The sequence below is a fragment of the Nonomuraea sp. NPDC002799 genome (assembly GCF_053592075.1).
Genome location: NZ_JBSFVA010000018.1, coordinates 46019 through 59312, shown reverse-complemented (window position 1 = coordinate 59312; position 13294 = coordinate 46019). Strand labels below are relative to the sequence as shown.

Genomic DNA, 13294 nt, shown 5'->3' with positions numbered 1-13294 from the left:
CCATCGACTTTCCACACTAAGACATTCATGACGAACGTGCGCTTTGACGTTGTTGTCGGTTTCCCGGAGCGACACGTTGACGCTGGTGGACGTCCGCTTTCAGCTACTTGTCCTGCTGCCGCCGCACCAGCTCGGTGATCCAGATGGGCGCGAACGGAGACGTGCAACCCGGAGGGGTCGGGTAGTCCTTGAGCACCTCCAGGCGCTCACCGATGTCCATCGCACGGGCGCGGTGCTCGGCGTGCGCGATCCCGATCTGAGCCAGGCAGTGGTTCATCGCCCACTGCAGGCGATCATGGGCGTCCTTCATCTCCGCCTCGATGACGTCGAGCAGTCCCGCGAGGTCGAGACCCTCGGACTTCTTCGCCACACGCTCGGTGGTCAGCGCCCAGCCGGCACTCGCGACCACGGGGTCCGGATCCGCGAACCAGACGAGGCGCAGCTCCTCGGCGTGCGGGTTCTTCTTCACCACGTAGTTCACGAGCCAGTCGTGCACCTTGGGGGTGCGCGCCTCGCGCAACATGACGTCCAAGTCGGCACGCTCGAACGCCTTCGGGCGGCAGATCAGGATCGCCAGCAGTCTCGCCGCGGTGTCACCCGTCTCCCAGAGCCGGCCGGCGAGCTCCTGCTGCGTCTTCAGCCGCTTCGCGAGCGCGCGCAGCTTGCCGAGGTTCACACCATGATCGTCACCGTGTTTCTCGTTCACCTCGCGCATCTTCGGGTCTTCGAGTCCGGCCAGCTCGGCCATCACCTCGGCCACCATCGTCTCGGTCTGCGTAGTCTCGGCCACTTCGGCCTCCTGTTCATCACGCGCGAAATTCAGCCTACGACGGAAGCCGGCCTCCTGTCGGCGATGTCCACCTTGGCGCCCTCCAAAAGGACTGGGCCGGCAGACGCATGCCTCGCATGCCGTTCTCGATCAGCGGCCGAGTATCCTGCGGCCAGACGGGAATGACCGATGAACGTCATGGACCATCGTCCGCACTTTTGATCACCAGGCATATGTTCGCCGGTTCATAGCTCTTTCATTCGTTTTCCACGTCGCTCTTGGAACAGGCCGGATCGCTGCCCCGAACGCATGGCGTGCGACGGTGGATGCGGATCCCCACCCCCGTCAAGCGCTTGGTCGGCTTGCGAGAAGAGAAAGGGGCCGGTGGATACCCGCGCGGTCACGCTCCTCACCTGTGATTCGTCCGTAAGCTGATGATGTGTCCACCACACTGGTCCTGCTCGACGGCGTCCGCTGGCGGGGTGCGCGCGTGGTCGGCGACCGCGCGCACACCCTGCTGGCCGTGCTCGCCCTGCACGGGCGCGCAGGGGTCAGTGACGAGCGCCTGGTCGAGGAGTTGTGGCCGGACGAGGAGCCGGCCAACCCGACGAAGGCGCTGCAGGTGGTCGTCTCGCGGACCAGGGCGGCGACTGGCGCCGACGTCGTGGTGCGGATCCCCCGGGGTTACCGGCTCGGACTGCCGGCGGACCAGGTGGACGCGCTGCTGCTCGGCACGCTGGTGGAGCAGGCACGGACCGCACTGGACGAGGACGACATGGCGCTCGCGCGCCGCCGCGCCGAAGAGGCCATGGCCCTCGTGGCCGGCGACCTGGACGGCGCCACGGGCGCGCTCGCCGAGCTGAGGAACGTCGCGGCGACGTGGGTGGCCGAGGCACGGCGGGTGACGGCGATCGCGCGGGCCCGGAGCGGCGCTCACGAGGGCGCGCTGCCGCTGCTGGAGGAGGCCGCGGCCGATCGGCCGCACGACGAGGAGCTGCTCGCCTGCCTGCTGCGCAGCGAGGCCGCCGTACGAGGCGCCGCCGCCGCCCTGGAGCGCTACGAGCGCTATCGCGCGGGCCTGGTCGCGCGGCTCGGCACCGAACCGGGGCCCGAGCTCGCCCGCGTCCACGCCGAACTCCTCGCCGCGGATCGGCCGGTGCGGATGGGCATCCTGTTCGACGGTTCCTCGCTGCTCGGCCGCGACGGCGACATCCGTGCGGTGCACGCCCTGTTGCAGACCAACCGGGTCGTCTCCATCATCGGCCCCGGCGGACTGGGCAAGACGCGGCTGGCTCATGTCGTCGGCAGGAACGCCACGCAGCCCATCGCTCACTTCGTCGAGCTCGTCAGCGTCTCCTCACCCGACGGCGTGGTGGGTGAGGTGGGGTCGGCGCTCGGGGTCCGCGACTCGGTCAGCGGGCGTCGTGCCCTCACCGCCGAGCAGCGCTCCGACGTACGCGCCCGGATCGCCCAGCATCTCGACCAGGCTCCGGCGCTGCTGATCCTGGACAACTGCGAGCACGTGATCGAGGCCGTCGCCGACCTGGTGGCGTTCCTGACCGTGACGACCCGCGACCTGCGGGTGCTCATCACCTCGCGCGCCCCCCTGTCGATCCCCGCCGAACGCGTCTACCTGCTCGGCGAGCTGCCCGCGGGCGACGCGGTGGAGTTGTTCCGCCAGCGCGCCACGGCCGCCCGCTCAGGTGTGCGGTTCGAGGAGAAAATGGTCGGGGAGGTCGTCGCCCGCCTCGACGGGCTGCCGCTCGCGATCGAGCTGGCCGCGGCCAAGGTGCGGGTGATGTCGGTGCCGGAGATCGGGCGGCGCCTGGCGGACCGGTTCGCCCTGCTGCGTGGCGGCAACCGGACGGCCCCCGATCGGCACCAGACGCTGCTCGCGGTCATCGACTGGTCGTGGAATCTGCTGGACGAGCCGGAACGGCGGGCGTTGCGCTGGTTGTCGCTGTTCGGCGACGGTTTCACGCTGGCCGCGGCTGAGCACGTACTCGGCCCGGACGCCCTGCACGCCGTGCACGCGCTGACCGAGCAGTCGATGCTGAGCGTCCGCGAGACGGCGTACGGCCTCCGCTACCGGATGCTGGAGACCGTCCGGGAGTTCGGGCGGCTGCGGCTGAAGGAGGCCGGCGAGGAGGAGCCCGCTCGGGCGGCGCAGCGGGCCTGGGCGACGGCGTACGCCCTCGAACACTCCTCCGCGCTGTTCAGCCCGGCGCAGTTCGCGGCGGCCGACGCGTTGCGGGCCGAGGAGAGCAACCTCTCCGATCTGCTCCGGCAGGCGTTCGGCGAGTCAGACGCCGTCACAGTGATTCAGCTGGTGACCGGCGTCGGCGCGCTGTGGTCGATCCGCGGCGACCACTTCAGGATCCTCGTTCACCTGGACGCGATCACCCAGGTGATCACCGGCTGGCTGCCGCCGCCGGACCTCGTCGAGGTGACCAGGGCCGCCATGCTGATCACGCTCATGAACGCCGTGATCCTCACCGACCACCGCGGTGATCCGCTGCGCGACCTCCTCCGTGCGCTGCCCACCAGCGACGAGACGGATCCCCGCCTGGCGGCGATGACCACGGTGGTGTTCGCGTGTTACACGGCCGACGACGCCGACGTGCACCGCCGGCTGACGGAGTTGCGCCGGAGCGCCGACCGGGACATGGTCCGGGCGGCGACGCAGGCGAACGTCCACGTCCTGGAGAACGCGGGTGACGTGGCGGGGGCGATCGAGGCCGCCGAGCAGACCCTGACGATGCTCCACAGGGACGAGGGGCCGTGGTTCGCCGCGATCATGCACGCCACGCTGGCCCACCTGGTCATGCAGCTCGGCGACCGCCGGCGGGCGGTCGGGCACGCGCGAATCGCCATCCCGGTGCTGAGCCGGCTCGGCGCCACCGACGACGAGACCCAGCTCCGTGCGGTGCTGCTGGTCGCCGCGCTCGCCGACGGCGACCTCGACACCGCGGAGGCCGAGCTCGCCGTGATCACCCGGATCAACGACAACGAGGCGGTGCTCGGCGGGACGGCGCTCGTCCTGGGGTGCACGGCCGAGTTCGCCCTCGCCCGCGGCGATACGGCCGCCGCGCTCGCGCATTACCGCCTGGCCGTCCAGCGGGCGCGCGACCTGCGGCTGCCCGGGATGCCGCCCGAGGAGACCACGATGTGGACGATCAGCGCGGAGTCGATCGCCCTGACGGCGTACGCGTACCACGCCCCGCAGGAAGACGTCCGGTACGGCGAGGAGCTGTTCTCCACCGTCATCGGCTACGACCTGCTGACCGTGAAGAACCCGGTCCTCGACTACCCGGTGTGCGGCATGATGCTCTTCGCGCTCGGCGCCTGGGGGCTGCTGCGGGGAGCCCTGGCCCCCCGCGACGCGATCGAGCTGCTGGTGCTGGCCGAGCGGTTCTCGTACAACAACAGCCTGCCGAGCATGGCCTTCGAGCGGATCGAACCGCACGCGGAGCGGGCCGCGCCCGGGATGATCGCCGCCGTGCGGGCCGGGTACGGCAGCCGGCGCGGCTCCGACCTGCTCGACGAGGCGCGAAGTCGCGTCGAACAGGTCCGCGGCCGTCACGGGCGGCGGTCACATGTGCCGTTTGTAGCTGCTCACCGACAGCGGCGCGAAGATCGCGATGACGATCACGCACGCCAGGAGCGTCCAGGCCACCTCTCCGCTGACGGTGGCGTTGTTGGCGAGGTCGCGGGCGGCCGTGACCAGGTGTGAGACCGGGTTGATCCGGACGAACGCCGCCAGCCAGCTCGGCAGGGTCTCGATGGGGACGAACGCGTTCGACAGGAACGTCAGCGGGAACATGATCATCATGGAGATGCCCTGCACGGCCTGGGCGCTCCGGGCGATCGTGCCGACCCAGGTGAAGACCCACGCCAGCGACCAGCCCGTGATGATCGACAGCAGGATCGCGGCGAGCACGCCACCCGCGCCGCCGCCAGGGCGGTAGCCCATCACCAGGCCCATGCCGAAGGTCAGCGTGGCCGCGATCGTGTAGCGCAGCAGGTCGGCCACCATCGGACCGGCGAGCGGCGCGATCCGGGCGATCGGCATCGACTTGAACCGGTCGAAGACGCCCTTCTCCATGTCCTCGCGAAGTTGGGTGCCCGTGGCCATGCACGTCGTCAGCACGGTCTGGGCGAGGATGCCGGGAATCATCAGGGGCAGGTAGCTCTGCACGTCGCCGGCGATGGCGCCGCCGAAGATGAAGGCGAACATCGCGGTGAACAGGATGGGCTGCAGCGCCACGTCGAAGAACTGCTCCGGATTGCGTCGCATCTTCTTGAGCGCCCGCCACGCCATCGTCAGGGTCTGACTGAACGTCTCGCCCGGGGAGACGCGCCGGCGCGCGGCCGCCACGCGCTCGGCGGCGCGGACCGCCTCGCGGGCGGGTGCGATCGTGGTGCTCATCGGTTCTCCTCCGTGCCGGTCTCGTCGTCCCCATCCGTCCCGTGGCCGGTGAGGACGAGGAAGACCTCGTCCAGGCTGGGCTTGTCCACGCTCACCGAGGAGATCGACACCCCGGCGGTACGCAGCGCGATCAGTACGTCGGCGGCCAGGTCGGCCTGGTCGAGCGCGACGTTGAACCGGCCCGGCTCCCGGCTGAGTACCGGGTCGGAGCCGAGCACGCGCCGCACGACCTCCACTGCGACGGGCACCTCGGCCGGGTCGGCGAGCAGCAACTGCAGGGCGGAGTTGCCGACCGCGGTCTTCAACTCGTCGGGGGTGCCCTCGGCGACTTTGCGGCCGTGGTCGATGACGGCGATGCGATCGGCGAGCTGGTCGGCCTCGTCCAGATACTGCGTGGTCAGCAGCACCGTGCAGCCGTCGGCGACCAGGCCGCGGATGGTGTCCCACATCTGGCCGCGCGTGCGGGGATCGAGACCGGTGGTCGGCTCGTCGAGGAAGATCAGTGGTGGCTTGGTGATCAGGCTGGCCGCGAGGTCGAGGCGCCGGCGCATGCCGCCGGAGAACTGCGCGATCGGCTTGTCGGCGGCCGCCTCCAGACCGAACTGGCCCAGCAGCTCGCCGGCGATCCGCCGGGCGCGTGGTGCGGCGATGCCCTGCAGGCGGCTGAAGAGCCAGAGGTTCTCGCGGGCGGTCAGGTTCTCGTCGACCGACGCGTACTGTCCGGTGACGCCGACCAGCTGGCGGATCACGTGCGGGTTGCCGGCCACGTCGACCCCGAAGATCTCGGCCCGGCCCGCGTCGATCGGCAGCAGGGTGGCCAGCATCCGGAGCATGGTGGTCTTGCCGGCGCCGTTCGGGCCGAGGACGCCGAAGATCTCACCGGGGTGTACGTCCAGGTCGATCCCATCGACGGCACGGTGCTCCCCGAAGGTCTTCACCAGCCCTTCCGCACGTACGGCCAGCTCTGTGCCCCTGCCGGGGGCCGGGCCGCCCCCGGTGCGTCCGAGTTCTGTGATGCTCATGGCTTCACTGTCGGGGGCGCCAGTTTCACGGCACCCTCGACCAGGTTTCACCGGTTGCCGGGAGCCGTCACGCGGCAGCGGCTCGGGGATCCACGCGTCAGGAGGTCAGCGACAACCCGACCGAAGCCGCCACCCGCTCCTGGTGCTGGAGCAGCTCCGTCAACGCCCCCAGGTCGTACGCGGTCACCGTCTGGTGCAGCCCCAGGTGGATGTCGGCTTCGCGAAGCCGGACCCCACGCCTGGTCGCGTAGAACACCGCCTCGTCGCTGCGGAAGAACGACCAGCCGGGAAACGTGGCTTGGAGCGTCTCGACGTCGTAGCTGAGAGTTGTCATGCGGTCACTCTAGCCAGCACGCCAAATCGGTGGATATCCCATGGTCAGGAGTTAACGGAATTATGGCTGTTCCGCGTTGCCGGCACATCGAGGCTGGCATACTCGCCGCGTGCCATCCCGTGTCCCCCGCGAGCATGTGCGCCATCTCGGCGGTGCCATTCCCACCCTGGTGCTCTATTCGGCCGAGCCAATCGTGCAATTCCCCATATTTCGGCTTTCGACGGGCCGGCCGGCCGTCTGCACGGGCTGGACGTTCCGCGCCGGCCTGACGGTCTCGATCATCAACGGGCCGGGCACGTTCGAGCTCCTGGTCGACGGGATCAGCGAACCCGACGAAGTGGACATGGGCCTGGCCTGGAGCAATGCTGTGGAGCGGGCCGGCGGCGCGGTGGTGATGGTCGTCGACCGGCGGTGCATGACATTCGATTGGACGGCCGCGGCCGGCACCGGACGGGTGCGGGGCGGATTCGTGCCGGCCATGAGAAAGTCACGCTGAAGCGAGCCACGCAACGGGAGCATAAGAGCGAGCCCACCTGTCGACTATCGACTGGCATATCCCCTGTAAATCCTCCCCTATTCTCTAACTGTATGCATTAACCTAAACACCGTGGGTAACGAAGTCACCGCTCGTGTCCTGCGCCGCATCGGCAGAAGAGGCGCCTCCCTCGCGTTCGTCGGGCTGGTGAGCCTGGTGATCGCCGCCTCGCTGGCGTTCGCGCCGCCCGAGCAGCGCGCCACCCCCGCCTACGCCATGCTCGCCTCCATCGCCCCGCTCATCGTCTGGGCCGTCGCCTGGGGCGCCATGGGGTTCCTCTGCCTGGTGCAGACGTTCATGCGCTCCGACCGCGTCGCCTTCGCCGCCGCCACCGCGCTGATCCTGCTGTACGGCCTGGTCAACCTGATCTCGACCTTCACCGGCGCCAACCCGCGCGGCTGGGTCGCCGGGGCGGTCTGGCTGGGGTTCGGCGGCTGGATCGCGCTGATCGCCACCTGGCCGGAGGCCGCGGCGACCATCGACCGCCTGCCGGGAGCGGACTCGTCGGCCGTCATCGTCGCCGACTCGGCCGGGCTCATCCAGTCCTGGAACCCGCAGGCCACCGGCTTATTCGGATGGAGCACGGAGGAGGCCGTCGGGCGTCCGATGACGTTCCTGATGCCGAGGCGCTTTCGGGCGCAGCACGCCGCGGGCCTGACCCGGGTGCGCGACTCGGGCCGCTCCGAGTTGTCCGGGCGGATCATCCCGCTGGTGGGCCTGCATCGTGACGGCAGCGAGTTCGCCATCGCGCTGACGATCAACGCCTGGCACAGCGACGACGGCATCACTTACACAGGCGTGATCCAGGCAGTCGGAGGTGGCGATGCCAGCACTGAGTGACATTCTGCTCCAGATCTCCGTCGGTGCCGTCCCCCTGGGCGTGGCCTATCTCGCCTTCCGGTCGGCCACCGACGCCAACAAGAAGACACAGCAGACCGCGCTGCTCCAGGCCGAGCGCCAGGCCGAGCTGGAGCACTCCAAGGTCGACGCCGAGGCCTTCCTGCGGGCCAAGACCATCTACGAGGACGCGCTGAGCCAGCTGGAGAAGCAGCTCGCCCGGATGCAGGGGCAGTCCGACCAGGTGACCGCCGACCTGGCCAGCGAGCAGAGCTCCGCGACCGCGATGCGCGACCAGATCCGCCGCCTCCAGGCCCAGATCCGCGCGCTCGAACGTACCGTGGTGGCGTTGCGGGCGCAGCTCGTCTCGGCGGGGCTCGCCCCAGCGCCGGTCTCCGAGGCCACGGGTCCCTACGTGACCCGGCCCAGAGCCTCGGACTAGACATCGGCCGCGCCGATCTGTCACCATTCGTGCCATGATCGTGAGAAAGGACGACGCCACCCTCATCTGGTGAGCGTTCTCTTGCAGCGGGAAGCTGCAGACATCCGCGAAGAATGGCTGGGCTCGGCGTTGTCGACGCTGCCCGCCGACCGTCCGGCCGCCGAGGCGGCCATCTCGGAGCTCTATCGCCTGATCGGGCTCGCTCCACCACGTTTCCACTGGGTGCCGTCGCCGCTCGCCGCCCTGATGACCCGGCCCGCAGGGGTACGACCGGCCGAAAGCGCCGAGCGTATGCCCGCCTGGCCGCTGCCCGCCCGGTTCACCACGCTGATGAACGAGCTGTGCCGCGAGCTCGACAGCCAGGTCACGTGGGTGCAGCGGCCACTGGACCAGGTCATCCGGCAGACCGTCCGCGGCTCACTCACCCAGTCCGTCGCCCGCGCGCTGCTCCCGGCGCTGGAGGCGGTGCACGACACCCCGTTCTACCAGGTCAGCCGCTGGTACGGCACCTTGTCCCCCGCGTGGGTCGCCCACTACGACGCCCTGCGCCGGATCGCCGGCGCGGTCTTCACCGCCGAGCAGCTCTGGCGGCTCGGCCTGTGGGTGGCGGCGGCCAAGTCGTGCTCCTGGTGGTGGCCCCATGAAGGCGTGTGCGTAATCGCCGAACGGCCTGTCTCCCTGCGGACCGAGGTGGCGGGCGACGACGGGGAGGTGCGGCTGCACTGCCCGGACGGCCCCGCGATCCGCTACACCGACGGCTGGGACCTGCACTCCTGGCACGGCACGCGGGTCCCCTCCTGGGTGGTCACGGATCCGACCGTGCGGCGCATCGCCGAGGAGGCGAACGTCGAGGTCAGGCGGTGTGCGATCGAGAGCCTCGGCTGGTCCTCCTACATCGAGCAGGCCGGGCTCAGGCTCGTCGGCTCCGCGCCCGATCCCGGCAATCCCGGCTCCGAGCTGCGGCTCTACGACATGCGCGGGGCCACTCGGGTGATCCTGGCGGTCAACGGGTCACTCGAACGCGACGGGCTGCGCCGACGATACGGGCTGACCGTTCCGGCCTTCCTGGACGACCCGGTGGCCGCCGCCGGCTGGACCTATGGACTGTCCGCCGGGCAGTACTCAATGCTTCTCCGCCGAACCTGAGGTGATTCCCATGACTGTGACGCTCGCTTCCCTTTCCCGGCAGACCGGACTCACCGTGCTCGACCATCTTGAGCAGTCCGTCCGCATCCCCGTCGTCGACGGCCTCCAGGCCCAGGGCGACCTGATCGTCATCCCGCTCTCCGTCGTCGCCACCTCCGTGGAGTGGCCCAGGGACGGCTGGCACGAGGTGCCTCCCGAGGGGGTCGAGCTGCTGCGCGGCACGGCCGGGGGCAACCCGCACACGCTCGTCGCCGAGCCCGGCACCTGCCGGTGGACCAGGCGGGTGACGGACAGGGACCTGCTGGCCATCGGCATGTTCATCGCCTCGGCGGTCGTCTACCTGCTACATCCCGAGCACGGCGCGACAGGCTGCGCGCCCGGCACGTACGTGGTGCGCCGCCAGCGCGAGCACGACGGCCGGCGGACCCGCCGGGTCGCCGACTGATACGTCCGATCTCTACGGCGTCAGGCCGTGCGCCTCCGCCAGCAGCTCGGCCGAGCGCAGCCACGCCTTCCTGTCGACCGCGGAGAACACCACGATGAGCTCGTCGGCCTGGACCCGCTCGCCGAACCTGGTCAGGTAATCCTCGACCTCACCCGGGTCGCCGACCGCCGAGTACTTCGCCATTCCGGCGATCTGCTGCCCGGCCGGCGACTCCAGGATCATGTCGGCCTCCTCGGGCGTGAACGCGCGTCCCCGCCCGAGGAACCGGCTCACCCGGTAGCGCATGGCCTGCACGAACTGCTCCTGCGCCGCCTCGGTGGAGTCCGCGGCGACCACGTTGAGCGCGGCCATGACGTACGGCCGGTCGAGCTGCGCCGACGGCTGGAACTCGCGCCGGTACAGCGCGACGGCCTCCTCCAGCGCGGCGGGCGCGAAGTGCGAGGCGAACGCGTACGGAAGCCCGAGCGCCGCGGCGAGCTGCGCGCCGAACAGGGAGGAACCGAGGATGTAGAGCGGCACGTTGGTGCCCTTGCCGGGCGTGGCGTGAATGCCGGGAATCCGGGTGTCGCCCGTCAGATACCCCTGGAGTTCCAGAACGTCCTGCGGAAACGCGTCCGAGGAGGCGGGGCTGCGGCGCAGGGCGCGCATGGTCGGCTGATCACTGCCGGGAGCACGGCCGAGACCGAGATCGATGCGTCCTGGATGCAGCGTTTCGAGGGTGCCGAACTGCTCGGCGATGGTCAGCGGAGCGTGGTTCGGCAACATGATGCCACCGGCGCCGAGGCGGATCGTCCGGGTATGAGCGGCGATGTGAGCGATGAGAACGCTGGTCGCCGAGGAGGCGATGCTGTCCATGTTGTGGTGCTCGGCGTACCAGATGCGCTGGTAACCCAGCTCCTCGGCCCGCTGGGCCAGGGCCACGCTGGCGGTGAAGCTGTCGCTCGCCGTCTCCCCCTCGCCGATGTGCGCCAGATCAAGGATGGACAACGGCAGAGCCATGAGTACGCGCCTTTCACAGAGCGATTCGACCTGGCTCTGTGCAACAGCCGGAAAGGTGGCGTTATTTCCGGCGTGAGCCCCTGCGCGTGGTGCGCAGGGGCTCACGGGGTTTCAGGAGGCCGTGCAGGTCACCGTGGAAGGGGTGCCGTTCTGACCGGTGTGGTTGGCGAGGAAGCCGAACGTGGCCGACGCGCCGGCGGCGACGGCGCCGTTCCAGGCGAGGTTCGTGACGCTCACGGTGCCGGTGCCGGACAGGGTGCCGTTCCAGAGTTGCGAGATCGTCTGGCCGTTGGGGAAGGACCAGCCGACCTTCCAGCCGCGGATGCCGGACGAGCCCGTGTTCTTGACGCTCACCTCAGCCTGGAAGCCGTTGTTCCACTGACTCGTCACCTTGTACGTCGCCGTGCAGCCGCCGGGACCCGTGGTGGGGGTCACGGTCGGGGTGACCGTAGGCGTCACGGTCGGGGTCACGGTCGGGGTGACGGTGGGAGTGACCGTCGGGGTGATCGTGGGTGTGGGCGCCGCGATGGCCAGGTCGTACGCCCGCTGCGGCACGAACTGCCCCGCCCCCGCGATGCACCCGTCCGCCTCGCCCGGAGGCTTGGCCCAGAGGTAGGCGTCGATCGCGGAGTCACCCGTGCTGGTGGTGCTCCAGATCCCGGTCGCGCGGCCCGCCGGGTCGCACCACTCGCTGCCCGCCGGACCGTTGCCGTTGCGGCTCGTGTCGATGACCGCCTTGAGCCGGGACACGCCGGTCGCCGCGATGATGCTCTTGGCGTACGACACCAGCCCAGGGGTCGCGCGGTAGTTGGAGGTGTTGACCGCGATGCCGTCCGCGCTGTTCGCCACGTCGGCCCCGTTCAGCCTGGACGCGGCCTCGGAGGCGGACAACCAGGCGTCGTGCCCGATGTCGAAGTAGACCTTGGCCTGCGACGACGTGGCCCTGAACCGCTTGCCCGCATACGCCATGGAAGCCTTCACCTCGGCCTGCTGGGCGGCGTTCATGCAGTTCGTCATGATCGCCAGGGCGTCGGGCTCCAGGACGATGCTGGCCGGCCGGCCGCCGAGCCCGGCCGCGATCTCGTCGATCCAGGCCCGGTAGGCGGCGTGGTCGGGCGCGCCGCCCGCGCTGGCGCCGCCGCAGTCACGGTTCGGCATGTCGTACACGATGACGATCGGGATCTTGCCCGCCGCCGCGGCGGCGCCGACGTACGCGTCCACCTGGCCGCGCACGGCCGCCGGGTTGTACGTGGCGAACCACCGGCCCTGCGGCACGGCGGCGATCCGGTCTCTGATCACCGCGGTACGGCTGTCGCCGGGGTTCGCGGCGACCCACTTGGCCGCGTTCGTCTGTGGATCCACGTAGAAAGCGGAGTCGGCGGCCTGGGCGGTGGACGACGTCAGGACGACCGCGCCGGCCGCGGCCGTGGCGGCCGCGGTGGCGAGCAGCGCCAACATGGACCTTCTGCGAGACATGAAATCCACTCCGTCCGTTGTGTGGGAGCGCTCCCACCGGCACCCGGATGGTAGGTAGACGTCACCGCCCGCTCAAAGACCTCCGATCGTTGCCCAGAACGTTTCCGCAGGCCAGCCCCCGCTTACCCGGTGAAACTTTCACTCGGCCAAGCAGGCTTCGAAGATCGCGGTCAGGCGGTCGACGTCGGCCTCCGTAGGCGTCTCCGGGCCGACGCGCCGACGCATGGCCCCGATGCCGAGCACCATCGCGGTGGCCATCCGAGCCCTGGCGCGCGCGTTCTCGTTCTCGCCGAGCTGGGCCTGCAGCGGCTGGAGCACCGCTGTGAGCAGCCGCTCGCGGGCCACCTCCTGCACCTCCGGATGGCGGGCGGAGCGTTCGAGCGTGCGCAGGATCGGGCTCTCGGGCGGATACTGCATGCGCTCGGCCGCGTACTCGGCCAGCCGCCTCGGCAGCCCCTCCCTGCCGCCCTCGAACAGCGCGGTGAGCGTGGGCTCGCCCTGCAGAACCGCGCCGAACAGCCCGGCCTTCGACCCGAAATAGCGGCCCACCAGCGCGATGTTCGCCTCCGCCGCTGCGGCGATCATGCGGACGGTCACCTGCTCGTAGCCCTTCTCACCGAACAGCGTCCGGGCCGCCTGCAGGATGCGCTCGCACGTGGCCTCGCGGTCGCGTGGCCTGGCCTCCGTCACCTGGAGATTCATGCCCGCACTCTACAGAACGGACACCCACTTACCGCGCGGCTAGTAAACATGCGTATACTCAGCTCGGTCAATTGTGTAAGAAGGGGATGTGTTGTCTTGGTAGCCCAAGCGCAGGACGCATCCTCCACGAAGCGGCAGTACACACACCGCGAGATCCT

General features: G+C 69.9%; 12 protein-coding genes and 1 pseudogene. 6 read left to right on the top strand and 7 right to left on the bottom strand.

Features of this window, described 5'->3' with window-relative positions:
• Positions 1 to 103: 103 nt before the first annotated feature.
• The gene (locus tag ACWD0F_RS29280) at positions 104 to 748 is read right to left on the bottom strand and encodes a DNA alkylation repair protein (RefSeq protein ID WP_449881155.1); all 645 of its coding nucleotides are present in this window, start codon (positions 746 to 748) and stop codon (positions 104 to 106) included.
• A 460-nt stretch (positions 749 to 1208) separates the two neighbouring features.
• Here ACWD0F_RS29280 and ACWD0F_RS29275 point away from each other — a divergent pair.
• Positions 1209 to 2672: pseudogene (locus tag ACWD0F_RS29275) on the top strand (BTAD domain-containing putative transcriptional regulator); the annotation flags it as partial.
• Between the two features lie 1689 nt (positions 2673 to 4361).
• Here ACWD0F_RS29275 and ACWD0F_RS29270 read toward each other — a convergent pair.
• The 3 genes from ACWD0F_RS29270 to ACWD0F_RS29260 all read right to left on the bottom strand — a co-directional run bounded on the left by ACWD0F_RS29270 (position 4362) and on the right by ACWD0F_RS29260 (position 6554).
• Complete coding sequence (locus tag ACWD0F_RS29270; protein ID WP_449880864.1) at positions 4362 to 5198, bottom strand: ABC transporter permease; 837 nt, start codon at positions 5196 to 5198, stop codon at positions 4362 to 4364.
• Positions 5195 to 6220 (bottom strand): ATP-binding cassette domain-containing protein, encoded by a 1026-nt coding sequence (locus ACWD0F_RS29265; RefSeq protein WP_449880862.1) that lies wholly within the window; start codon positions 6218 to 6220, stop codon positions 5195 to 5197. Before ACWD0F_RS29265 ends, ACWD0F_RS29270 begins: the two co-directional genes overlap by 4 nt.
• A 97-nt stretch (positions 6221 to 6317) precedes the next feature.
• Entirely contained in the window at positions 6318 to 6554 is a 237-nt protein-coding gene (locus ACWD0F_RS29260) for a hypothetical protein (RefSeq protein WP_449880860.1), read from the bottom strand.
• Between the two features lie 109 nt (positions 6555 to 6663).
• On the opposite strand from ACWD0F_RS29260, the gene ACWD0F_RS29255 reads away from it, so the two are divergent.
• The 5 genes from ACWD0F_RS29255 to ACWD0F_RS29235 all read left to right on the top strand — a co-directional run bounded on the left by ACWD0F_RS29255 (position 6664) and on the right by ACWD0F_RS29235 (position 9959).
• On the top strand, positions 6664 to 7050 hold the full coding sequence (locus ACWD0F_RS29255) for a hypothetical protein (protein WP_449880858.1): 387 nt from the start codon (positions 6664 to 6666) through the stop codon (positions 7048 to 7050).
• Positions 7051 to 7161: 111 nt separating this feature from the next.
• Complete coding sequence (locus tag ACWD0F_RS29250) at positions 7162 to 7929, top strand: PAS domain S-box protein (RefSeq protein WP_449880856.1); 768 nt, start codon at positions 7162 to 7164, stop codon at positions 7927 to 7929.
• Positions 7913 to 8368: a hypothetical protein gene (locus ACWD0F_RS29245; RefSeq protein WP_449880854.1), complete on the top strand. Its 456-nt coding sequence runs from the start codon at positions 7913 to 7915 to the stop codon at positions 8366 to 8368. The genes ACWD0F_RS29250 and ACWD0F_RS29245 overlap by 17 nt, the downstream gene beginning before the upstream one ends.
• Positions 8369 to 8437: 69 nt before the next feature.
• Positions 8438 to 9514 carry a DUF6745 domain-containing protein gene (locus ACWD0F_RS29240; RefSeq protein ID WP_449880852.1) on the top strand — a complete coding sequence of 359 codons (1077 nt, stop codon included), beginning with the start codon at positions 8438 to 8440 and terminating at the stop codon, positions 9512 to 9514.
• A gap of 10 nt (positions 9515 to 9524) precedes the next feature.
• Positions 9525 to 9959 carry a hypothetical protein gene (locus ACWD0F_RS29235; protein WP_449880850.1) on the top strand — a complete coding sequence of 145 codons (435 nt, stop codon included), beginning with the start codon at positions 9525 to 9527 and terminating at the stop codon, positions 9957 to 9959.
• 12 nt (positions 9960 to 9971) lie between these two features.
• On the opposite strand, the gene ACWD0F_RS29230 is transcribed toward ACWD0F_RS29235, so the two are convergent.
• The 3 genes from ACWD0F_RS29230 to ACWD0F_RS29220 all read right to left on the bottom strand — a co-directional run bounded on the left by ACWD0F_RS29230 (position 9972) and on the right by ACWD0F_RS29220 (position 13136).
• Complete coding sequence (locus ACWD0F_RS29230) at positions 9972 to 10958, bottom strand: LLM class flavin-dependent oxidoreductase (RefSeq protein WP_449880848.1); 987 nt, start codon at positions 10956 to 10958, stop codon at positions 9972 to 9974.
• 111 nt (positions 10959 to 11069) lie between these two features.
• Complete coding sequence (locus ACWD0F_RS29225; protein WP_449880846.1) at positions 11070 to 12434, bottom strand: glycoside hydrolase family 6 protein; 1365 nt, start codon at positions 12432 to 12434, stop codon at positions 11070 to 11072.
• A 138-nt stretch (positions 12435 to 12572) separates the two neighbouring features.
• Positions 12573 to 13136, bottom strand: a complete 564-nt coding sequence (locus tag ACWD0F_RS29220; protein WP_449880844.1) for a TetR family transcriptional regulator — start codon at positions 13134 to 13136, stop codon at positions 12573 to 12575.
• Positions 13137 to 13294: the final 158 nt, after the last annotated feature.

Coding starts and splice junctions, on each gene's coding strand:
- ACWD0F_RS29225 (WP_449880846.1), bottom strand. CDS start 12,434: ATGTCTCGCAGAAGGTCCATGTTGGCGCTGCTCGCCACCGCGGCCGCC.
- ACWD0F_RS29220 (WP_449880844.1), bottom strand. CDS start 13,136: ATGAATCTCCAGGTGACGGAGGCCAGGCCACGCGACCGCGAGGCCACG.
- ACWD0F_RS29230 (WP_449880848.1), bottom strand. CDS start 10,958: ATGGCTCTGCCGTTGTCCATCCTTGATCTGGCGCACATCGGCGAGGGG.
- ACWD0F_RS29270 (WP_449880864.1), bottom strand. CDS start 5,198: ATGAGCACCACGATCGCACCCGCCCGCGAGGCGGTCCGCGCCGCCGAG.
- ACWD0F_RS29265 (WP_449880862.1), bottom strand. CDS start 6,220: ATGAGCATCACAGAACTCGGACGCACCGGGGGCGGCCCGGCCCCCGGC.
- ACWD0F_RS29235 (WP_449880850.1), top strand. CDS start 9,525: ATGACTGTGACGCTCGCTTCCCTTTCCCGGCAGACCGGACTCACCGTG.
- ACWD0F_RS29280 (WP_449881155.1), bottom strand. CDS start 748: ATGGCCGAGCTGGCCGGACTCGAAGACCCGAAGATGCGCGAGGTGAAC.
- ACWD0F_RS29260 (WP_449880860.1), bottom strand. CDS start 6,554: ATGACAACTCTCAGCTACGACGTCGAGACGCTCCAAGCCACGTTTCCC.
- ACWD0F_RS29245 (WP_449880854.1), top strand. CDS start 7,913: ATGCCAGCACTGAGTGACATTCTGCTCCAGATCTCCGTCGGTGCCGTC.